Raw genomic sequence first — 20,655 nt, 5'->3', positions numbered from 1 at the left:
TGGAGCCTAAAATTACATTGTCAGCAATCTTTTGATGGTTTAATTTCATCAGATAGCGCTTGGGCTATCTTCATCACCTTCTTACGATGCAGTTTCTTGGCAATATCAATAGAATGAGACCGATGGATATCAGACTCATCCTTAGCTAATTTAGCCAAGGCAGCATAAAATTGGTGGAATTGGTCCAGTTCCTCCTCCGTGAGATCTTCAATATCCACCATTCTATTGCTCGCTTTTTCATGTGCGGCAATCAACTCGTTCAGTTTAAGCTGTATGGCTTTGCTATCCTTATTCTGTGCTTTCTGGATTAGAAAAACCATTAAAAACGTAATAATTGTTGTGCCCGTATTGATCACCAATTGCCAAGTTTCCGAATAATTAAAAATAGGCCCAGAAATTGCCCAGCCCAAAACAATCACAACTGCCGAAATAAACGCCGGCGAACTTCCGGTGAACCTGGTGGCGGCATTTGAAAAACGTTCAAACAATCCGATTTTATTTTTGCTCATATAAATATTTCCTCTTATGAGCTTCAATTTAGCATTTTATAATCAAATCCACATCATCGTCTTAATCATGTACCTTGGTCGCAATTTAAACGCTGCCTTTTAAAGATATGTGGAATACAAGAAAAGCAATATAAGTTCATTCCCGATGAACAAATGAAACACAAGAACAATCAAAAACGGCGTCTTTTTATCAATACATCTATCATGGAAAGCTTTCCTACCTTATTAAAAGTATGGGTAGCTAGCAGATTTCTTTCCCAATTAGGCATAATTTGCACTACCTTTTCCTCTAAATATTCATTTTCGTTTAAGGTGATGATCTTATTTACACACATTGCCCAACCATACCTCTCAGAACAATCTTGTGATGGCCTGTACAAAACACCCCTATCTTCAAAAATATTGCCCGCTGACCTAGCACTACTTACGTTGCTCACTACAGGATTGGCAGGATGCGCCATCCAATTATTGGACAGCAAATCTTCGCTATAAAAAATGTGTAGATCTTTATTAGTTGTAACACCTTGTTCAGGTTCTATCATAGTAAACATCCAGTATTTACCATGATAAAATGTAATAGTTGAATCTGCTGCAATTACATTTTGCATTAAAGTATTACAGTAACTCCACTTCAACGGGAAATCTTCGCATTGATAAAGCGCTATTGTTTTATTCGCCGTACTTTCAGGGATCATGTAATAGGTTCCCTTTAGTTTAAAAATGAAAGGATACGATAAATGGTAGGGCTCTTCTAATATTTTTCGGCTTTTTAATGGCTTACTTATATCTTCTTTAAGTTCAATTAAAGCAATGTAGCCTTTATCTTCTTTATATTTTAACTCCTCTACAAAAATATAATACACGCCATTTTCTTCAACAATAAAAGGATCTGCCCAAAATCTATCTTTAGGAGGGATAATTTTCTGATAGGTATTAAACTGGTCATCAAATCCAATTTTAATATTCTTATCAAACTTATATCGTAACTGCCATTGCTCAATGAACAACAACTCATAAACGATTTTCTTTAAGAAAGTTAAAACCCTATTATAGGCAGATAGGATAGGCATAGAACAATATTAGTAAAATCATTAAAAACTAGCGAGGTTAATGAAGATGAAGCAAGCTAATTTCAATTTATGCGCTAAAGTAGGTGAATGGGCAAATATTGTCTATCCTTTACAAGATATAAAAAACAGTTAATGGAAAACGCCGCATTTTTGGTGCGGCGTTTTGTTATTTTTTATTGAATTATAACTTATCGTTTACATTCAAGCAGTTCAAATCTTCGAAAGCTACTTTTAAACGAGCTACAAAAGCTTCTTCTGCTTTACGCAACCATACACGCGGATCGTAGAATTTTTTGTTGGGCTTATCTTCACCATCAGGGTTACCAATTTGGCCTTGCAAATAAGCTTCGTTCTTTTTGTAGAAACCTAAAACACCATCCCAAAATGCCCATTGTAAATCGGTATCGATGTTCATTTTAATCGCTCCATATGAAATAGCCTCTCTAATTTCCTCCTGAGAAGAACCAGAACCACCGTGGAATACAAAATTGATTGGTTTCTCAACAGTCAAGCCATATTTTTCTTTGATAAAATCTTGAGAATTTTTCAAGATGATCGGTTGTAACTTCACGTTACCTGGTTTATAAACACCATGTACGTTACCAAAAGCAGCAGCAACCGTAAATTGATCGCTCACTTTACTCAATTCTTCGTAAGCATAAGCCACTTCGCTTGGTTGAGTATATAATTTAGAGCTATCTACATCGCTATTGTCAACGCCATCTTCCTCCCCACCAGTAACGCCCAACTCAATTTCGATAGTCATTCCCAATTTCTTCATACGCTCAAGGTATTTTGCAGAAATCTCAAGGTTCTCCTCAATCGGCTCTTCAGAAAGATCCAACATGTGCGAAGAAAACAAAGGCTTACCTGTTTCAGCGAAAAATTTCTCGCCGTGATCTAACAAGCCGTCAATCCAAGGCAACAATTTTTTAGCCGCATGATCAGTGTGCAAAATCACTGCAACACCATAATGTTCAGCTAATAAATGCACGTGCTTAGCAGCAGAAACAGCGCCTAAAACACAAGCTTGTAGGTTATCATTGTTTAAGGTTTTACCCGCATAAAATTGTGCACCACCATTAGACAATTGAATAATTACTGGCGAATTTACCGCCTTAGCAGTTTCCATTACCGCATTAATCGTATTGGTTCCTGTTACGTTTACTGCTGGAAGTGCAAATTGATGTTTTTTGGCCTGCTCAAACAGTTCCTGTACAGCAGCTCCATGAATTACGCCTTTGTAGCCTTTTAAACTCATTTTATATTTAGTTTTAATTGTTTCGAAGTTAGGAATTTTAATCTAACTATAGATGTCATTTGGCAAATGTAATCAAAAATTACTTATTGTCAATTATACACTAAGTTTACGTTTTTTAATAGGAACTAGTGGCTAGGAGTTAGGGGCTAGTAATTGAGCACCGCCTCTTAAACATCGTCATCTCGAGCTCTATCAACTCATCCGTTCATTGGTTCACTTGCTAATCCCTAACCACTAGTTCCTAACTCCTAGCTACTAGCTATTAGCCACTACATACTAGCTACTGACCACTAGTTCCTAGCCCCTAATCCCCTACCTTCATTTTTAAGTTTGCGTTAATTTTTTTTTTCGTTTCTTTGTAGTCGCATTTTTAAAAAGTAACATGTCTTGGTTTAGAAGAGAGAAAAAAGGGATCAGTACCAGCACTGAAGAAAAAAAAGAAGCTCCAGATGGTTTGTGGAACAAATGTCCAAACTGTAAAAAAGCGCTTCACAGTGCCGACCTTCAGGAAAACAAGTGGGTTTGTCAATATTGCAGCTATCACCTCAGAGTAGGTTCCAAAGAATATTTTCAAGTACTTTTCGACAATAACGAATATACAGAACTATTTGCTGATCTTACTTCGGGCGACCCGTTACACTTTATAGACAGCAAACCATATACCGATAGAATTTTAGAAACTACCAAAAAAACAGGGCTTAAGGATGCTATCCGTGCAGCCCATGGCAAAATTGATGGTGAGGAAATCATGATTGCTTGTATGGACTTCAACTTTATTGGTGGTTCGATGGGTTCGGTAGTAGGTGAAAAAATTGCAAGATCAATTGATTATAGCCTTAAAAAGAAAGTTCCTTTCCTCATGATTTCCAAATCAGGTGGTGCAAGGATGATGGAAGCTGCATTTTCATTAATGCAGATGGCCAAAACTTCAGCCAAGCTAGCCCTATTAAGCCAAGCTAAAATCCCTTACATTTCGCTATTAACCGACCCTACCACTGGTGGTGTAACGGCTTCTTACGCCATGTTGGGCGACATTAATATTGCCGAACCAGGTGCCTTAATCGGTTTTGCTGGACCTCGTGTAATTAAAGAAACCATTAAAAAAGATTTGCCAAAGGGCTTCCAAACGTCAGAATTTGTATTGGAACATGGCTTCCTAGATTTTATCGTTGACCGTAGAGAAATGAAAGCTAAATTGGCTACATTCTTAAAAATGATGAAGAAATAAATTTGTTCAATAGTTCATTTGGACAATATGCAAAACCAATGAACTAATCATATTAGAAAAGCAGGGTTCGTACATTTAACAATGTCAGCCCTGCTTTTTGGCTTTAGTTCCTCGCTACGCTCCGAAGCTATCGCCGTCAATCAGGTTTAGAGAACGAAAATCTTTGCTACTTACTTTAAACCTAAATCCTAACAACCTGAGTTTAGCTAATGAACCTATTTGTAAAACTGATGCTGAAATAAATTCAGCATGACGAGGTGTTGATTTAGCGTCACCCTGAATTTATTTCAGGGTCAACCACAATCAAAATCAGGTTAATATTACCGTCATTGAACGCCCATTTTTTCATTTAATTCATTAACTTAACATCAAAAAACAAACGAAGGAATGAAACACATCCTCCTCTATCTCATTTTCTTTTTAGCCTCTCAAATTACATTTGCGCAAAACAAGCAAGATTCGTTAGCCATCAAACAGGCTGCTTTGGACTACATTGAATCACAACATATACCTAATCCTGCACAGATGGAAAGAGCTTTGCACCCTAGAATGGTTAAACGTACATTTTGGAAAGACAAAGCCACCGGTAAAGATTACGTTAGGGAAACCTCAACAGAATCCATGATTTTATTGGCAGAAAGTTATAATGTCAAAGGTGATAAATTCCCCAAAGCCCCCAAAAAAGAAGTAAAATTTCTAGATATATCAGAAAAAACAGCGTCTATCAAACTTATTGCCGATGAATGGATTGACTACATGCATCTTGTCAAATTAAATGGAGCGTGGAAAATCATCAATGTGCTTTGGCAGTACAACGACATAAAACAACATTAATCATCATGAGAAAAATATTATTCACTATTCTATTCGCTGGTTTTGCTATTTACAGCCAAGCACAGGAAAAACCAAAATACGACGAAGCCTTAGCCAAAAAACTGGGTGCCGACAATTACGGCATGAAAATGTACGTATTGGTTATCCTTAAAACAGGAAGCAATACAAGCACAACCAAAGCACAAACCGATAGCCTTTTTAAAGGACACATGAGCAATATGGAAGTGCTTTCCAAAGCCAACAGGTTAATTGTAGCAGGCCCGATGGCTAAAAACGAAAAACAATATCGAGGTATCTTTATTTTAAATACTAAATCCATTGACGAAGCGAAAACATGGTTAGCTACCGACCCAGCAGTGAACGCCAAACTATTAGATGCCGAACTTTTTAACTGGTATGGCTCTGCAGCCTTATCCGAATACCTACCGTACCATGATAAAGTGCAAAAAAGCAGTTTTTAGCCAACAATCAACTTATCCTCAAATCATCATATTAGCCGATTATCAATTATGTACAAAACTCTAAGAACAACACTTTACCTAGCCATCACCTTAATCTCTCAAATCACATACGCACAAAAGAAATCGACGGTAGTAGTTTGGCAACCCTCCCATCAAACCGATACGGGTGTAGATTTTAATGAGGCCCAAACCTGCAATACCATAGCAGAAGCCGCCATGAAGAAATCGGCGATGAAAAAGGAGTACAAAGTGTGGAGCTTAAATGAACCTGACCTGCATCATGCCAATCAAGGGAGCAATACCCTACTTGCCCATACTGCTGATGTAGTAGATGGTAAAATATCCGGCTATGCTTTCGAACTCAATAAATCTAATGCACTCAATCCAGATGTTTTTATTTCCTTCCACAACAACGGAGGCACTAAGCAACACGCCATTTGGGGCTTTATCCACGAAGGTGATAAATATGAGAAAGATAATCGGGAACTAGCAGCCCGCTTAACAACGGCAATAGCCTCGGTCACAGATCTAACCAACAAAGGTGTTTTTGGTGACAGCTGGCCTAACCGAAATGATTACAGATGCAAGGAAACAGGCAAGAGAGCATTTTACAGCCTAGATGAAAATGTAAACAAAGCCAAATACCGAGTGCTTTTGGAAGTGGGTGATATGGGCCAAAGCCGTGATTTCTTACTCAATAAAGACAACCTTGTTAAAATGGGCGAAGCAGTAAAAGAAGCTTTGCTGATTTGGCTCAAAGAAAAAGGGCTGTAGCCTTTGCAACATTTCTATTAATGAGGGTTTAAAACAGACTTATTGGCTACTTTTGAAGTCTATAACAAAGAAAACAAACCTAAAATGAATAGAAAACTACTTTTACCAAGTTTATTGCTATTCACTTCTTCCTTCGTTTTTGCGCAAGATAAAGTGATAGACAATATCGTTAAGGAAGCTAACGAAAATTCGCAATTAGAAAAATTAGCGCACGAGCTATTAGATGTAGTTGGACCTCGTTTGGTGGGTACACCCCAAATGAAACAGTCTAACGACTGGGTAGTGAAAAAATACGCCGATTGGGGTATTAGCGCCAAAAATGAACAATGGGGCCAATGGCGTGGCTGGGAGCGTGGCGTTACGCATGTAGATTTAGTAAGTCCTCGCTTAAGGACCTTAGAGTCTACACAACTGGCTTGGAGTCCATCAACCAATGGCAAACCTATTAAGGCGGAAGCCATTATTTTACCAGAAAACATTACCGATTCTATTGCTTTCCAAAAATGGCTACCAAGTGTAAAAGGAAAATTGGTTTTAATTTCACATAACCAAATTTCTGGTCGTCCAGATAAAAACTGGGAAGAATTTGCCACCAAAGACCTTTTCGAGAAATATAAAAAAGAAAAAGCAGCGGCACTTAAGAAATTCAACGACAACCTAGCTAAAACAGGCTTAAAAGCAAAAGATTTAGCATTAGCCTTAGAAAATGCAGGTGCTGCAGCTTTGGCTATCAACAACTGGTCGCAAGGCTTTGGGGTTGATAAAGTATTTGGTGCCAATACAAAGAAAATCCCTACCATTAACCTTTCTGTAGAGGACTATGGATTAGTTTATCGTTTGGCAAAATTCGGTTCTAAACCTGTATTAAATATCGTTTCTGAATCTAAAGAGTTAGGTTTGGTTCCTACGTTTAATACCATCGCCGAAATCAAGAGTAAAGAAAAACCAAATGAATATGTGATGCTATCTGCTCACCTAGATTCTTGGGACGCTGCTAGCGGCGCTACAGATAATGGTTCTGGCACAATCTTGATGATGGAAACCATGCGCATCTTGAAAAAGTTCTATCCAAACCCCAAACGTACCATTTTAGTGGGACACTGGGGCAGTGAAGAGCAAGGTTTAAATGGTTCAAGAGCATTTGTGGAAGACCATCCTGAAATCGTGAAAAACCTACAAGCATTGTTCAACCAAGATAATGGAACAGGCAGGGTAGTCAATTTAGCTGGACAAGGTTTTGCTAATGCCGAGAAATTTTTAACGCGTTGGTTGGCAAAAGTTCCGGATACCATTAAAAATCAAATCAAAACTTCTTTCCCTGGTATTCCAGGAGCTGGCGGTTCCGACTTTGCTTCCTTTGTAGCTGTTGGTGCACCGGGCTTTTCTTTAAGCTCAACCAGTTGGGATTACGGCACCTATACATGGCATACCAACCGCGACAGCTATGATAAAATGGTATTCGACGAGATTAGAAGCAATGCTATTTTAGCTGCGATTATGGTTTATATGGCTTGCGAAGACCCTGAAAGATTAACCACCGAAAGAGCTGAACTTCAAGTAAACCCACGTACCGGGCAAAAAGTAACTTGGCCCGAGCAGAAAAAAGCCACTCGCAAAGGTGGTGTTGATTAGTATTTAAAAAGCGAGGCAAAAACCTCGCTTTTTTTATAAAAGTGTAACACATGAGAAAAAATGTTGTCCTTTTAAAAAACACTAAGCGAATGAGAAATATTTTCTTCTTACTATTAACATTTCTTTCTATTAAGTCTGCTATTGCACAAGAATTATCTGCTGATGATTTTAAGCAAGATTTAAAATTTCTTAAAGACTCACTACCTAATAAACACAAAAATCTATTCGCAAAAATTAGCAAAGAGGATTTTACAAAGAAGATAGATGAAATAGAAATGCGTTCTAATAGTTTAGATTACGATATTTTTAGCACTGAACTTTTAAAACTTATTGTAGCTATTGAAGACGAGCACACTCGCATTTGGCCTAGTTATAAATATATTTTCCCAATAAAGCTTAGCTCATTTAAAGAGGGCTTGTTCGTTACTCAAGTAGATTCTTCCTTATCAAAACTGCTACTAGCCCAACTCATCGCAATGAACAACTACCCTATTCATGAAGTTGTTAACAAATTTAGAGCAGTAGTTCAAAGTGAAAACAAATCATTCTTTGACATCGGTTTTTTACAATTATTAAATAAACCAACCGTATTAAAAGGCTTGGGAATAACAAATAACACACAAGAAATAAACTTGACATTTAAAACCGTAAATGGCAACACGGAAACGATCATCCTAAAATCAATTACGGCAAATGACCCGCTAAACCCTGTTAAACCACCTCAATTTGGGTCTCTATTAGCTTACAAACAAAATCGTAACTATTGGTTTGACTACAATAAAGAAAACGAAACCATCTATTTCAAATATGCCAAATGTCAGGAAGACCCTTCTTATCCTTTCGACAAATTTAGCGCCGACTTTTTTAATGAAATCCAAGCGAAAAATCCGAAAAAAATAATCATTGATTTGCGAGACAATAGCGGCGGAAACTCTGGTATTTTAACTCCCTTTATAACAAAGCTACAGTCCAGTTACCTCAACAAAAAGGGGAAATTATTTGTATTGATTGGAAAATCAACTTTTTCTTCGGCTCTGATGAATGCTGTGAAATTGAAACGTAGCACGCAAGCAAAATTAATTGGACAAACCACGAGCGGAAACATTAATCACTATGGCGAGGTAAGGGGATTTGACTTACCTAAAACAAAAATTTCCGTTACCTACTCTACCAAATATTGGGAAAATTGGAAAGGTAAAAATGGCCCACTGGTACCCGACCATGATATCACTTATTCGATAGAAAATTTCAAAAATGGCATTGACGAAGCGCTAGAATACATTTATAAGGGAAAATAATAAGTCTTGTCTATTCTTCTTTTTGCTGGAACTTATAAAACAAATATCCCAAGAAAGGTAAAATCAACAAACTTCCCAACACCAAGGCCCAGCCTAAACTTTGTATCGTTTTATAGGGTCCAATAGTGGTATACAGAGAAATCACCTCTCCCCCTTTTAAGCGAATAAAGTTGGGAAAGTGTGCATAGCTAATGGCCACCAAAATCATTGTTACCTGAAAGCCAGCTAATAAGCGTAAAATTTTTATCTTTCCCTTAAGCAATAGGTACCAAAGTAACACTAGCGATAAACTGGCCAAACTTACGGCTGTTAATCCAACCTTGTTGTAAACCACCCAGTTCATTAAGGGTACATTTTCCATGGCAGCACTAAAAAATACCATCGCGCCAAAAACTACCGCGGCAATGTTCATGTACTCTGCCTTTTTAATAAAACGCTTCTTATCTTCCTCAGTTTTACATTCGCCAATTAAATAAATAGCCGCTAAAAAGCCACATAATGCCGTAGTAAATAATCCTACAGAAATAGAAAACCAATTCAACCAGCTAAAAACATAAGCATCCGCAAAATTCCTAGCATTCAGATCTATTTGTCCTGAAAGTACACTACCCGCAATAATGCCTAAAAACAATGGGGTAACAAAGCTCGAATAAACAAAAATCTGGTTGTAAACAGCTTGCATATTATCCTTCACCGCATCATAATGTCTAAACACAAAGGCGGTTCCACGGGCAATAATTCCAATGAGCATAATGGCCAAAGGAATATGCAAATGCACCGACATGGTCGTATAAATTAACGGAAAGCCCACAAACAAAATTACAATGGCAATGATTAGCCACATGTGATTAGCTTCCCACACCGGGCCTATCGCATGATACATGGTATTACGGGTCTTACTCCTATTCTTCTCCGATGTAAAAAGCTCAATAATACCCGCACCAAAATCGGCTCCGCCCAATAAAAAATATAGCAGAATGGCCAAACACAAAAATATAATGACTACTTGTTCCATGAATCGGTATTTGAAGATTGATAAAGTACAGGAACCATTTTAATTTGTCGATAAAGCAAAAAGATAACAATCAAGCTCAGGGAGAAATAAATAGCTGAAAAGAGATAAAATGACCATGCGATACCGGGCATGGGCGTTACCGCATCTTTGGTACGCATAATCCCATTAATGACCCAAGGCTGCCTGCCCACCTCTGTTACGGTCCAACCTGCTTCCAAAGCAATATATCCTAAGGGGATAGCAAATACGAATAGTTTCAGTAACCATTTGGTATTTAACACAGTCTTTTTTCGCCATAAAACCACAAAATAAATGAAAGAAATAACCATCATTACGGTACCCAGACCCACCATAATTTGAAAAGCATAATGGGTAATAGCCACCGGAGGGTGTTCATCTTCTGGAATTTGGTCTAATCCCTTTACCTCGGCCTTAAAATCGCCATGCGCTAAAAAACTTAAAGCTCCTGGGATTTCTATCGCTTTGCTAACTGTCTTATTTTTTTCATCCACAATACCACCAATCAACAGTGGAGCAGGTTTTTCAGTTTTATATAGCGCTTCCATTGCCGCTAATTTTGCTGGTTGACGTTGAGCCACATCCTTAGCTGAAATATCACCACTGATAGGTTGTAATAGCGCAGCAACAGTTGCAAAAGCAGCCGCAATTTTAAATGACTTATAATGAAATTCGGTATGCTGCTTTTTCAAAATCATTAAAGCGTGTACCCCCGCTACCGCAAAACCAGTAGCCGTAAAAGCCGCTAAACACATGTGCAGCGCTTGTGTAAACCAAGCATCATTAAACATCGCTTTTATAGGGTCAATATTAGTATACTGCCCATTCACATACTCAAAACCGGCGGGACTGTTCATCCAAGCATTGGCAGCAACCACTAAAATACCCGAAGCTAAACCACTTACACCGACTACTACACCAGTAAACCAATGAAACCATCTATTGAGTTTCTCCCATCCATATAAAAAGAACCCTAGCGCTATAGCCTCAATAAAAAAGGCTGTTCCCTCTAAAGAAAATGGCATCCCAAATATAGGACCTGCATGCTCCATAAATTTAGGCCAAAGCAGTCCAAGTTCAAACGAAAGCATGGTGCCTGAAACTGCACCTGTGGCAAAAAAAATAGCCACTCCCTTGCTCCATGCCTTAGTAATGTGCTTATAAACTTCGTTATTTGTTTTTAACCACTTGTAGTGCGAAACTGCCATAAAAAACGGCATCACCATACCAATACAAGCGTAAATAATATGAAAGCCCAAAGAAAGGGCCATTTGCGAACGGGCTGCTAAAAAATCATCCATAAGTTGGGGAATTGGACTAAAACAAATATAGGGCTTAAGCCATTAACTCGTCGGTGGTTAATTACCTTTCAGAGAGATATTTAAAATATAGAACGTTTATAAATTAAATTCTTTTTGGGAGAATCGCTTTATATTTATTACTGGAAAGAGTTCCGAGATTTGCTTACGTGTCCGAAAAAGTTATCTCCACAAAAACCTGCTACATATTTCTTTATTAAGAACAGTCATTATTCCACCAAAGACTCACGCAGTTTTAAAAACTTCGTAAGTCTGATAGGAGCATTACTTTCCACCTACCAACTCCGCATAGGCCGCATTCAAGCTCCGTGCAATACCATCGCCTTGCCACTCTGGCGCCCCAGGAATTTCTGTAGCTTTTAAAATGTCTTCCTTGGTTTTTCCAGCTTTAATTTCCTTGTCTACAAAATCAAGCAACGATTGTAGATAGTTTTTAAATGCCAATACATCGGCTTTGCCCCCTGTAATTTTTTCAGGGTCTCGGCTATGGCCAAAAACAAACATTGTATTATTGTCGAATTGGGTGGTAATCCTATCCAACACATTTACCCAATTGGCAATATTCGCTCCATTGGCCGTATCAATAAATGGGTAACGACGGTTAAATACCAAATCACCTACATGGGCAATATTAGCGTTTTCAAAATGATAAATGCTATCGCCATTGGTATGGCCTGGGCCAAAATAATAAGCTTTGATTTTTTCTCCATCAACCTTGGTCTTCCAACCATCATTTCCAAAAGTAAGGTCTGGCAGCAATTGTTTCTCCAAACTATTTGCTTTTTCAGCCGTTGTACGTTGGTTTTTCAAGGAATTTTCATGTGCCACTACATGTTCCGCCAGTCCTTTAAATGCAATATTTCCACCAGTATGGTCACCATGATGATGGGTATTCAGCAAATATTTAAAAGGTTTATTTCCCAATTTTTTCAATTCTTCAATGACATGTGGAGCAGAATTTGGAAACTGTGAATCAACTACAGTAAAACCATCTTTGCTATTCAACCAAGCGATAGTACCACCCTGCTCTATAAAAACCCCCACATTATTCCGTAAAGGTTTAAACTGATAGGCCTGCTGCAAAATACCATTTGCAAAAGCATTGGATTTATAAATAGAGAGTATGGCTAGTGCCAAAGTAGATTGCTGGATAAATTGTCGACGTTCCATATTGTAAAACAAAAACCACGACTTAATCGTCGTGGCTTAAATTTAATTAAATATTCTGATTAAAATCCAGTGCCTGGTGTAGTTCCTGGTTCATGACCATCGCTCAAAGGTTTATGCCTACGAGAATGGTTCTTGGCAAATTTGCTATCGATGCTAGATGAAGAATTTCTCTCTATATTTTCCTCGGTTCTCGTAGGTTTCGTTTCGTTAATATCAATCAGGTCGTTCCTAACTTCCTTTTCTTTCTTATCTTTATTATCCATGATCTTAAGTTTTGGTACATTTATTTAACAAAACTCTTTTGGAGATTGTTTTGTAACATAACTAACCGTTTAACGGAATGAAAAAAGCAATTTTATTTGGAGCCAGCGGTTTTGTTGGTGGTTATCTGCTTCATGATTTGCTACATAGCAATAATTATGAAGAAGTGAGAGTAGTAGTACGCAAACCCTTAGAGATACAACATTCGAAATTGAAAACCATTATAGCCGATTACGAAACTTTACCGCAGCATCAAAATGAATTGACGGCAGATGATGTATTTATAGCTTTGGGCACTACTAAGAAAAAAACGCCCGACGAAAAAATCTATTATCAAATAGACCACGATTATCCCGTACTTGCTGCGCAACTAACCAAAGCCAAAGGAGCAAAATCTGTATTTTTAGTTAGTGCGGTGGGAGCAAATATCAATTCTTCTATTTTCTATGTCAGAACAAAGGGAGAAGCTGAAAGAGATATCATTTCAGTTGATTTTGAACATACCCATATTTTCCAGCCTTCAATGATTATGGGGAGTAGAGCCGAAAGCAGGCCTATGGAAAAAGTTTTTATCGGCATATTCAGCGTGATAAATCTTTTACTGGTTGGAAAACTGAATAAGTACAAAGGAATAAGCGCCCAAAATATTGCAAAAGCCATGTTTGCAGCTGCCCAACGACCGGCTGAAAAAGTGACTTTTTACCATTGGAAAGAAATGCAGCAATTATTGCATTAATTTTTTCGGACTGCCATAGGGTTGTCAGTATGAATTTTATTTTTGCCGCAAACTATTCATTCAAATGTCACAACAAAAAATCCTCGTAGAAAAAGATTACCTGCTTAAAAAATTTAACGGGAAAGGTGGTTGGACTTTTATTGAACTCCCAGAGATAAAACCTGATAAGAACCGCTATTTTGGATGGGTAAAGGTAAGAGGATTTATTGATGATTATGAGCTTGGCCTCTATCCTTTACAATCTATGGGTAATGGCAATTTGTTTTTACCGGTTAAAGCAGAAATACGCAAGCACATTAAAAAGCAAGCGGGAGATGTAGTGAGGGTGATTCTATTTAGCGACGATAACAATGCTAACATCACAGAAGAATTAAAAGCCTGCCTGGAAGAAGTTCCTGAAGCCTATGAGAAATTCAACACCCTTTCGGCAGGCAAGCAAAAGGCTTATATTGATTGGATTTCTGCTGCTAAAAACGACGAAACTAAAGTTCAGCGCATCATCAGTACCATTGACCAAATTTTGGCATTAAAGAAATAATTAGAAACAACTATTAACTATCGACAAATATGAGCTATTGCAGCGTTATCCCAAGCATGCAACCCGACGAACGCAGGGTTTTACATTCCAACTACCATGATCATCATTATGGTTTCCCTATTCACGACGATAATGAACTTTTTGGTAGGTTAATTTTAGAGATTAACCAAGCGGGCTTGAGCTGGGAAACCATTTTAAAGAAAGAAGAAGGCTTTAGAAAAGCTTATGCTAATTTCGATATTAAAAAAGTAGCCAATTTTAGCGAAACTGATAGAGAATGTTTATTGCAAGACCCTGGTATTATCCGCAATAAATTAAAGGTAAATGCAGCAATTGAGAATGCCAAAACCATTCTACAACTACAACGAGAATTTGGCAGTTTTGAGAAATGGCTGGAAAGTCATCACCCCAAAACCAAAGTAGAATGGGTAAAACTATTTAAAAAGACTTTTAAGTTTACCGGTGGAGAGATTGTAGGCGAGTTTTTAATGAGCATTGGTTTTTTGCCTGGCGCACATGATACCAACTGTCCTGTTCATGCAAAAGTGTTAAAGAGTAATCCGAAGTGGGTTGATCAATAAATTTGCAAACCTTGTAGGTTAAATCTTATCAATAAAACCAATCAACTATCATTCAAATCGTGGCAAGAAATCAAAAGAGATTCCTCCTAACGTCGGAATGACAAAAGAGAAACAAAAAAGGGAAATCTTTTCAGACTTCCCTTTTTTATCGATTGATATTCAGATTACGCTAAAGCGTTCTGTTTTACCACCATTTTAACTTTCTCCAACGTATAGTCGATTTCTTCTTTAGTGGTATATTTACTAAATGAAAAGCGAACCGCAGGACGATTTGGATCAGCTTTAATGCCATTTAATACATGCGAACCAATATTAGATCCCGATGAACAAGCGCTACCACCAGAAGCACAAATACCGTTAATATCCAAGTTGAACAACAACATATCTGCCATCTCCATTTCAGGGAAGGACACATTCAATACGGTATACAAACTTTTATCTGCATCAGTTTCGCCATTGAAAGAGATACCCGGAATTTCGGCAATCAATTGCTGCTTCATGTAATCCTTTAAACCTTGAACATGGTTTTGGTGTTGTTCCATTTCGGCATAAGCAATTTCTAAAGCTTTGGCCAAACCAACAATGCCATATACATTTTCAGTGCCACCACGCATATTACGTTCTTGTGCACCGCCATAAATCATTGGAGGAATTTTGATACTATTATTCACGTACAAAAATCCTACGCCTTTTGGTCCGTGCAATTTATGTGCGGCACAAACAATAAAGTGAGCTTTCAATTTACGTACGTCATGTTGGTAATGCCCCATGGTTTGTACAGTATCAGCATGGTAAATGGCATTATATTTTTCACATAAATCCCCTACCTTTTCCATATCTGTCAAAGTACCCAACTCATTATTGGCATGCATCAGGGAAACAAAGCTACGCTCATTGTTTTGCAAAAGCTCCTCTAAGTGCGCATAATCTACATTGCCTTTTTCATCAATATTTACAAAACTAAGTTTATCAATTACGCCATCTTTAAGCAACATGTTTAAAGTGTGCTCTACCGCATGATGTTCAATGGTTGAAGTAATGGCATGTTTAATTCCGTATGCGGCAATACCGCAACGAATAGCCGTATTATCAGCTTCGGTACCACCAGAGGTAAAGAAAACTTCAGATGGCGATGCATTAAGCAACGTAGCCACTGTTTTACGTGCTTTTTCTACCAAGGTCCTCACCTCTCTACCTAATGCATGTATGGCAGAAGGATTACCGTAGTAATTTTGCATTACGTTGGTCATCTCTTGCACTACAGCAGGATCAAGGGGCGTGGTAGCTGCATTGTCTAAATAAACTCGTTTCATTTTTATTTGTGTGTTAGTTAGTGTTTTTCAGTAGTTAGGTATTAGTGGTTAGTTATGAGTATTCAGTTAAACAGTCCAGCAACTTTAACAACTAACCATCTTCCTATCTGATCTGTAATATTTCTTTAATATCAGAGATAATTTTTTGTGCTAAATTTTCAGCTGTAGTCTCATTTTCAGCCTCGCTATAAATACGGATTATTGGCTCGGTATTTGACCTGCGCAAATGCACCCATTCTTTATCAAACTCAATTTTAAGCCCATCTATTGTGCTATGAGGTTGTTTTTGATATTTCTCTTGCACTTTCTCCAACAACAGATCAATATCCATCTCAGGAGTTAAAGTAATTTTATTTTTTGAGATGTGATAAGCTGGATAGCTTGCTCTTAAAATAGAGATAGGCTTACCAAATTTAGCCAAATGAGACAAGAAAAGTGCAATTCCTACCAGTGCATCTCTACCATAGTGAGATTCTGGATAGATGATTCCTCCATTTCCTTCACCACCAATAATAGCATTGGTTGCCTTCATTTGATTTACTACGTTTACCTCACCAACAGCAGCAGCATTATATTGCATACCAACTTTTTCGGTAACATCTCTCAGCGCCCTTGTTGAAGACAAGTTCGAAACTGTATTACCCGGTGTATGTTTCAATACATAATCGGCCACTGCTACCAAGGTATATTCCTCCCCAAACATAGAGCCATCCTCGTTTACAAAACATAACCTGTCTACATCTGGATCAACTACAATACCTAAATCAGCATTATTTTGCTGCACTACCTTGGCAATTTCAGTTAAATTTTCTGGCAACGGCTCAGGGTTATGAGGAAACTGTCCATTAGGTTCACAGTAAAGTTCATAAACGGTATCAACGCCCAATGCTTTCAATAACGGCGGCAAGAAAATCCCTCCCGTTGAGTTAACACAGTCAATAGCAACTTTAAAGTTTGCTCTCTTGATTGCCTCTACATCTACCAAAGGAAGCGCCAAAATAGCGTCTATATGTTTTTGAATGTAAGTATCGTTTTTGATTACCTGCCCCAAATGGTCTACTTCAGCAAAGCTGAAATCAGAATTTTCGGCAATGTCCAACACCTCTTTACCATCAGCATCACTGATAAATTCACCTTTGGCATTCAAAAGTTTTAAAGCATTCCATTGTTTTGGATTATGACTTGCTGTTAAGATAATTCCTCCAGCAGCTTTTTCCATAGGTACGGCGATTTCAACAGTAGGTGTAGTAGAAAGACCTAAATCTATCACTTCTATACCCAAACCCTGCAAGGTACCCACTACCAAGTTATTCACCATTTCGCCAGAGATACGTGCATCACGTCCAATAACGATTCTTTTATATTCTGCTTTGCTGATTACCCATGAACCAAAAGCAGCCGTAAATTTCACAATATCAATCGGGGTTAAACCTTCGCCGGCCTTGCCGCCAATAGTTCCCCTAATGCCTGAGATAGATTTTATTAAAGTCAAGTCTTCTATTTTTCGTCAAAATTAAGAAAAATAAATGCTTTAACTTTAGCTTAATTATCATGATTTTGAAATTTAAACTTCAAGTAAATCTATGAGTTAAGTAGTCGATAGCTCTTGTCAATGGCTTTTGTTTAGCGTATTTTTGAATGTGCAAACAACATAAGACGCAATATTTATTGCAACATTATTGCACAAACATTATATTTGTCGTCCTAAATTTGAATAGAAATGCAACGCAAATGGTTTCAGTACTGGTTTAATTCTCCATATTACCATATTCTTTATGGTAACCGAAATGACGAAGAAGCGGAATTGTTGATGGATAATCTGCTGGCCCATTTAAAGCCAAGTATAGATAGCAAGATCATTGATATTGCTTGCGGAAGGGGTCGACATTCCATTTACCTCAATAAAAAGGGATACGATGTAACAGGCATTGATCTTTCTGAGCAGAACATTAAATATGCCCAACAGTTTGAGCAAAAGAATCTTCATTTTTATGTACATGATATGCGTAAGCTGTCGTACATTAATTATTTTGACATTGCGTTAAACCTGTTTACCAGTTTTGGCTATTTCGAAAGTGAAAAAGATCATGTGAATGCACTAAAGGCATTTAAAAAAAGTTTGAAAGCTGATGGAACTTTTGTAATCGATTATTTCAATACACAGAAAATCATCAAAAACCTTACTCATCAGGAAATCAAGACCATTGACGGCATTGAGTTTCACTTGCACAAATTTGTGGCAGAGGGAAAAATCATCAAGCACATCAATTTCGAGCATAAATTAAAGGATTATGCTTTTGAAGAACGCGTACAAGCATTTTTATTGAGCGATTTTGAAAGTATGCTCGAGAAAGCCGGCATGCAAATCATCGAAAAATTTGGCAGCTACCACTTGGAAGAATTTAATGAATTGAAATCTGACCGTTTGATTCTTATTTGCAAAAAAGCATGATGCAAGAACTTTTACAGTTTGATACCGAATTATTTTTAAAGATACATCGAGGATTAAGCAACGGCTTTTTTGATTGGCTAATGCCTTTGTTACGCAACCGCTTTTTTTGGTCGCCACTGTATTTGTTCATTGTGATTTTCTGTATCAGACAGTATAAAAAAACCGGCCTTTACATTATTGGTGGCATATTGCTGACTTTTGCCCTGGGCGATATGATTTCGTCAAGAATCATTAAACCCAATGTAAATCGTACCCGACCTTGTAATGAAATACGCTTGGCCGACCAGATTATTCATCGAGTGCCCTGTGGCAGTGGTAAAAGCTTCCCTTCATCACATGCCACTAACCATTTTGGTATTGCGGTGTTTTTAATTGGTGTTTTTTACCGCAAGTGGAAACCTATTTTACCTATCGGTATTTTATGGGCCGCCTCCATCAGCTTTGCTCAAATATATGTAGGCGTGCACTACCCTATTGACGTTTTTTGCGGCACTTTATTGGGCACAAGCCTTGGTTTGCTCACCGCATTTATCTATCATAAAATAAAACCCGCTCAGTAATGGAAATTTGGAAATTTTCGGTTTTGTTCTTTTCTGCCTTTTTAGGTGGTTTGGCTATCTTTTTGGTTAAAAATGATAAATCGCAACTTCTAAAATTAATCCTGTCCTTTAGTGGGGCCTATCTTTTTTCTATTACCGTATTGCATCTTATTCCTGATGCCTATAGTGGTACCGATGGACACGAAATAGGCATTTATATTCTGATTGGTTTTTTATTACAGGTTTTCCTTGAGCAATTCTCAGAAGGTGTAGAACATGGTCATATCCACAGACATCATCACGAACATGCTTTTCCCTATGGAATCATGATCAGTTTATGTTTACATGCCTTTTTGGAGGGTATGCCTTTAGCAAAAGATCATCACAATGAGTTTATTTTCGGAATAGCCTTGCACCATATTCCAGCAGCTTTTGCTTTGGCCAGCATCTTACTGCAAAACCATATCAAAAAAGGCCCAATTATTTCCTTATTAATATTATTTGCTGTAATGGCCCCCTTAGGTTATTGGGTAAGCTTAGGTTTAAGCAATGGAAGTTTAGGCGGCATTGAAGCCTACTTCAATAAAATCATGGGTATTGTGATCGGTATTTTCCTTCACATTTCTACTACTATTTTATTTGAATCAAGTGCCGACCATAAAATCAATAAACGCAAAATGTTAGCGGTGTTGTTAGGCATTGGGGTTGCTTTGATAGGCTTTTATGCTGGACACGGACATTAACCCCTCTCTGTCCTTTGGACATCTCTCCCCTAAAGGGTAGAGAATAGTCTTGGGAATGGCACTAGCAATGCCGTAGCGTACCTTATTATTTTATGACATTTTAACCAAAGTCCCCCATAGGGGATTTAGGGGTTAATTTTTATCTTTGCTGCAATGCACTTAGCCCAACAGGTAAAACACTTGATCAAAAAGGAAATCATTTTAGAATGGCGTTCCAAATATGCCCTTAATGGGGTTTTGCTCTATGTAGTTTCTACCGTTTTCGTTTGCTTCATGTCTTTCCAGATTATTGACAAAATTACTTGGAATGCACTTTTTTGGATCATTATGCTATTTGCATCCATTAACGCAATTGCAAAGAGCTTTCTTCAGGAAAGCAAGGGCAGGCAACTATACATCTATACCTTAGTTAGTCCTACAGCATTAATCATAGCCAAAACCATTTACAATAGTCTGTTGATGATAATCCTGACGGTAATTGCTCTGGCATTTTATTGTTTGGTGTTTGAACCCAATAAGGATATTGACATTTTAATGTACCTTTTGGCGGCCGTATTGGGGAGTTTGAGCTTTTCCACTATTTTCACTATGGTATCGGCCATTGCTTCCAAAACAGGTAATGGCGGCATGTTAATGGCCATTTTGAGCTTCCCCATTATCATTCCTGTGCTGATTGTATTGATTAAATTCGCAAAAAATGCGATGGATGGATTAGACAGAAGTGTAAGTTTAGATGAAATTGGCCTTTTGGTACTGATAAATGTAATGGTGATGACAGTTGCTTTATTGTTATTTCCTTACCTTTGGCGAGATTAAAACTAATGATTAAATGAGAGAATTAGTGAATGATTAAATTTTTAAGCGCCTCACATTATTCAATCATTCAAAATTCATTCAATCAAT

Annotated in this window: 22 protein-coding genes; 13 read left to right on the top strand and 9 right to left on the bottom strand. The window is 37.7% G+C overall.

Translation table 11 applies throughout. The features are described 5' to 3' along the window. Nucleotides 1-20 precede the first annotated feature (20 nt). The 3 genes from ABDV71_RS13010 to fbaA all read right to left on the bottom strand — a co-directional run bounded on the left by ABDV71_RS13010 (nucleotide 21) and on the right by fbaA (nucleotide 2,840). Nucleotides 21-509, bottom strand: a complete 489-nt coding sequence (locus ABDV71_RS13010; protein WP_343533236.1) for a low affinity iron permease family protein — start codon at nucleotides 507-509, stop codon at nucleotides 21-23. Between the two features lie 170 nt (nucleotides 510-679). Next, nucleotides 680-1,579 (bottom strand): hypothetical protein, encoded by a 900-nt coding sequence (locus tag ABDV71_RS13005; RefSeq protein ID WP_343533234.1) that lies wholly within the window; start codon nucleotides 1,577-1,579, stop codon nucleotides 680-682. Between the two features lie 181 nt (nucleotides 1,580-1,760). After that, nucleotides 1,761-2,840 (bottom strand): class II fructose-bisphosphate aldolase, encoded by a 1,080-nt coding sequence (fbaA, locus tag ABDV71_RS13000; RefSeq protein ID WP_343533232.1) that lies wholly within the window; start codon nucleotides 2,838-2,840, stop codon nucleotides 1,761-1,763. 382 nt (nucleotides 2,841-3,222) lie between these two features. Between fbaA and accD the strand changes: the two genes are divergently transcribed. From accD to ABDV71_RS12970, 6 genes are all read left to right on the top strand, one after another. Then, a complete protein-coding gene (accD, locus tag ABDV71_RS12995) occupies nucleotides 3,223-4,068 on the top strand; it encodes an acetyl-CoA carboxylase, carboxyltransferase subunit beta (RefSeq protein ID WP_343533230.1) in 846 nt (281 codons plus the stop codon). Nucleotides 4,069-4,455: 387 nt separating this feature from the next. Next, a complete protein-coding gene (locus ABDV71_RS12990) occupies nucleotides 4,456-4,902 on the top strand; it encodes a nuclear transport factor 2 family protein (RefSeq protein WP_343533228.1) in 447 nt (148 codons plus the stop codon). 5 nt (nucleotides 4,903-4,907) lie between these two features. Further along, on the top strand, nucleotides 4,908-5,363 hold the full coding sequence (locus ABDV71_RS12985; protein WP_343533226.1) for a YciI family protein: 456 nt from the start codon (nucleotides 4,908-4,910) through the stop codon (nucleotides 5,361-5,363). Between the two features lie 48 nt (nucleotides 5,364-5,411). Next, nucleotides 5,412-6,137 carry an N-acetylmuramoyl-L-alanine amidase gene (locus ABDV71_RS12980; protein WP_343533224.1) on the top strand — a complete coding sequence of 242 codons (726 nt, stop codon included), beginning with the start codon at nucleotides 5,412-5,414 and terminating at the stop codon, nucleotides 6,135-6,137. A gap of 84 nt (nucleotides 6,138-6,221) precedes the next feature. Continuing rightward, a complete protein-coding gene (locus ABDV71_RS12975; RefSeq protein ID WP_343533221.1) occupies nucleotides 6,222-7,769 on the top strand; it encodes a M20/M25/M40 family metallo-hydrolase in 1,548 nt (515 codons plus the stop codon). An 89-nt stretch (nucleotides 7,770-7,858) separates the two neighbouring features. Continuing rightward, on the top strand, nucleotides 7,859-9,067 hold the full coding sequence (locus tag ABDV71_RS12970; protein WP_343533220.1) for a hypothetical protein: 1,209 nt from the start codon (nucleotides 7,859-7,861) through the stop codon (nucleotides 9,065-9,067). 10 nt (nucleotides 9,068-9,077) lie between these two features. On the opposite strand, the gene ABDV71_RS12965 is transcribed toward ABDV71_RS12970, so the two are convergent. The 4 genes from ABDV71_RS12965 to ABDV71_RS12950 form a co-directional block, all read right to left on the bottom strand. Further along, the gene (locus ABDV71_RS12965; RefSeq protein ID WP_343533218.1) at nucleotides 9,078-10,082 is read right to left on the bottom strand and encodes a cytochrome d ubiquinol oxidase subunit II; all 1,005 of its coding nucleotides are present in this window, start codon (nucleotides 10,080-10,082) and stop codon (nucleotides 9,078-9,080) included. After that, nucleotides 10,070-11,401, bottom strand: a complete 1,332-nt coding sequence (locus ABDV71_RS12960) for a cytochrome ubiquinol oxidase subunit I (RefSeq protein WP_343533216.1) — start codon at nucleotides 11,399-11,401, stop codon at nucleotides 10,070-10,072. The genes ABDV71_RS12965 and ABDV71_RS12960 overlap by 13 nt, the downstream gene beginning before the upstream one ends. A gap of 282 nt (nucleotides 11,402-11,683) precedes the next feature. After that, entirely contained in the window at nucleotides 11,684-12,589 is a 906-nt protein-coding gene (locus ABDV71_RS12955; protein WP_343533213.1) for an MBL fold metallo-hydrolase, read from the bottom strand. Between the two features lie 59 nt (nucleotides 12,590-12,648). Then, nucleotides 12,649-12,852: a hypothetical protein gene (locus tag ABDV71_RS12950; RefSeq protein ID WP_343533211.1), complete on the bottom strand. Its 204-nt coding sequence runs from the start codon at nucleotides 12,850-12,852 to the stop codon at nucleotides 12,649-12,651. A 77-nt stretch (nucleotides 12,853-12,929) separates the two neighbouring features. Here ABDV71_RS12950 and ABDV71_RS12945 point away from each other — a divergent pair, with 77 nt between their 5' ends. From ABDV71_RS12945 to ABDV71_RS12935, 3 genes are all read left to right on the top strand, one after another. Further along, nucleotides 12,930-13,586, top strand: a complete 657-nt coding sequence (locus ABDV71_RS12945; RefSeq protein WP_343533210.1) for an oxidoreductase — start codon at nucleotides 12,930-12,932, stop codon at nucleotides 13,584-13,586. A 64-nt stretch (nucleotides 13,587-13,650) separates the two neighbouring features. After that, nucleotides 13,651-14,124 (top strand): YdeI/OmpD-associated family protein, encoded by a 474-nt coding sequence (locus tag ABDV71_RS12940; protein ID WP_343533208.1) that lies wholly within the window; start codon nucleotides 13,651-13,653, stop codon nucleotides 14,122-14,124. 29 nt (nucleotides 14,125-14,153) lie between these two features. Beyond that, nucleotides 14,154-14,705 (top strand): DNA-3-methyladenine glycosylase I, encoded by a 552-nt coding sequence (locus ABDV71_RS12935; protein ID WP_343533206.1) that lies wholly within the window; start codon nucleotides 14,154-14,156, stop codon nucleotides 14,703-14,705. A gap of 164 nt (nucleotides 14,706-14,869) precedes the next feature. Here ABDV71_RS12935 and ABDV71_RS12930 read toward each other — a convergent pair whose 3' ends face one another. Both ABDV71_RS12930 and glmM read right to left on the bottom strand, forming a co-directional pair. Beyond that, entirely contained in the window at nucleotides 14,870-16,018 is a 1,149-nt protein-coding gene (locus tag ABDV71_RS12930) for a cysteine desulfurase family protein (RefSeq protein WP_343533205.1), read from the bottom strand. Between the two features lie 103 nt (nucleotides 16,019-16,121). Beyond that, complete coding sequence (glmM, locus tag ABDV71_RS12925; protein ID WP_343533204.1) at nucleotides 16,122-17,510, bottom strand: phosphoglucosamine mutase; 1,389 nt, start codon at nucleotides 17,508-17,510, stop codon at nucleotides 16,122-16,124. 228 nt (nucleotides 17,511-17,738) lie between these two features. Here glmM and ABDV71_RS12920 point away from each other — a divergent pair, with 228 nt between their 5' ends. The 4 genes from ABDV71_RS12920 (at nucleotide 17,739) to ABDV71_RS12905 (ending at nucleotide 20,568) form a co-directional block, all read left to right on the top strand. After that, a complete protein-coding gene (locus ABDV71_RS12920) occupies nucleotides 17,739-18,470 on the top strand; it encodes a class I SAM-dependent methyltransferase (protein WP_343533202.1) in 732 nt (243 codons plus the stop codon). After that, nucleotides 18,467-19,030, top strand: coding sequence for a phosphatase PAP2 family protein (locus ABDV71_RS12915; protein WP_343533200.1), 564 nt, complete (start codon nucleotides 18,467-18,469; stop codon nucleotides 19,028-19,030). The genes ABDV71_RS12920 and ABDV71_RS12915 overlap by 4 nt, the downstream gene beginning before the upstream one ends. Beyond that, the gene (locus tag ABDV71_RS12910) at nucleotides 19,030-19,752 is read left to right on the top strand and encodes a ZIP family metal transporter (RefSeq protein ID WP_343533198.1); all 723 of its coding nucleotides are present in this window, start codon (nucleotides 19,030-19,032) and stop codon (nucleotides 19,750-19,752) included. Before ABDV71_RS12915 ends, ABDV71_RS12910 begins: the two co-directional genes overlap by 1 nt. 153 nt (nucleotides 19,753-19,905) lie before the next feature. Then, nucleotides 19,906-20,568: a heme exporter protein CcmB gene (locus ABDV71_RS12905; RefSeq protein ID WP_343533195.1), complete on the top strand. Its 663-nt coding sequence runs from the start codon at nucleotides 19,906-19,908 to the stop codon at nucleotides 20,566-20,568. The last annotated feature ends 87 nt before the right edge of the window (nucleotides 20,569-20,655 follow it).

The organism is Pedobacter sp. (assembly GCF_039594775.1).
Lineage (GTDB): Bacteria > Bacteroidota > Bacteroidia > Sphingobacteriales > Sphingobacteriaceae > Pedobacter.
The sequence above is the reverse complement of the archived record's forward strand: the minus strand, read 5'-3'. Positions and strand labels throughout refer to the sequence as shown.

Coding starts and splice junctions, on each gene's coding strand:
- ABDV71_RS13010 (WP_343533236.1), bottom strand. CDS start 509: ATGAGCAAAAATAAAATCGGATTGTTTGAACGTTTTTCAAATGCCGCC.
- ABDV71_RS13005 (WP_343533234.1), bottom strand. CDS start 1,579: ATGCCTATCCTATCTGCCTATAATAGGGTTTTAACTTTCTTAAAGAAA.
- fbaA (WP_343533232.1), bottom strand. CDS start 2,840: ATGAGTTTAAAAGGCTACAAAGGCGTAATTCATGGAGCTGCTGTACAG.
- accD (WP_343533230.1), top strand. CDS start 3,223: ATGTCTTGGTTTAGAAGAGAGAAAAAAGGGATCAGTACCAGCACTGAA.
- ABDV71_RS12990 (WP_343533228.1), top strand. CDS start 4,456: ATGAAACACATCCTCCTCTATCTCATTTTCTTTTTAGCCTCTCAAATT.
- ABDV71_RS12985 (WP_343533226.1), top strand. CDS start 4,908: ATGAGAAAAATATTATTCACTATTCTATTCGCTGGTTTTGCTATTTAC.
- ABDV71_RS12980 (WP_343533224.1), top strand. CDS start 5,412: ATGTACAAAACTCTAAGAACAACACTTTACCTAGCCATCACCTTAATC.
- ABDV71_RS12975 (WP_343533221.1), top strand. CDS start 6,222: ATGAATAGAAAACTACTTTTACCAAGTTTATTGCTATTCACTTCTTCC.
- ABDV71_RS12970 (WP_343533220.1), top strand. CDS start 7,859: ATGAGAAATATTTTCTTCTTACTATTAACATTTCTTTCTATTAAGTCT.
- ABDV71_RS12965 (WP_343533218.1), bottom strand. CDS start 10,082: ATGGAACAAGTAGTCATTATATTTTTGTGTTTGGCCATTCTGCTATAT.
- ABDV71_RS12960 (WP_343533216.1), bottom strand. CDS start 11,401: ATGGATGATTTTTTAGCAGCCCGTTCGCAAATGGCCCTTTCTTTGGGC.
- ABDV71_RS12955 (WP_343533213.1), bottom strand. CDS start 12,589: ATGGAACGTCGACAATTTATCCAGCAATCTACTTTGGCACTAGCCATA.
- ABDV71_RS12950 (WP_343533211.1), bottom strand. CDS start 12,852: ATGGATAATAAAGATAAGAAAGAAAAGGAAGTTAGGAACGACCTGATT.
- ABDV71_RS12945 (WP_343533210.1), top strand. CDS start 12,930: ATGAAAAAAGCAATTTTATTTGGAGCCAGCGGTTTTGTTGGTGGTTAT.
- ABDV71_RS12940 (WP_343533208.1), top strand. CDS start 13,651: ATGTCACAACAAAAAATCCTCGTAGAAAAAGATTACCTGCTTAAAAAA.
- ABDV71_RS12935 (WP_343533206.1), top strand. CDS start 14,154: ATGAGCTATTGCAGCGTTATCCCAAGCATGCAACCCGACGAACGCAGG.
- ABDV71_RS12930 (WP_343533205.1), bottom strand. CDS start 16,018: ATGAAACGAGTTTATTTAGACAATGCAGCTACCACGCCCCTTGATCCT.
- ABDV71_RS12920 (WP_343533202.1), top strand. CDS start 17,739: ATGCAACGCAAATGGTTTCAGTACTGGTTTAATTCTCCATATTACCAT.
- ABDV71_RS12915 (WP_343533200.1), top strand. CDS start 18,467: ATGATGCAAGAACTTTTACAGTTTGATACCGAATTATTTTTAAAGATA.
- ABDV71_RS12910 (WP_343533198.1), top strand. CDS start 19,030: ATGGAAATTTGGAAATTTTCGGTTTTGTTCTTTTCTGCCTTTTTAGGT.
- ABDV71_RS12905 (WP_343533195.1), top strand. CDS start 19,906: ATGCACTTAGCCCAACAGGTAAAACACTTGATCAAAAAGGAAATCATT.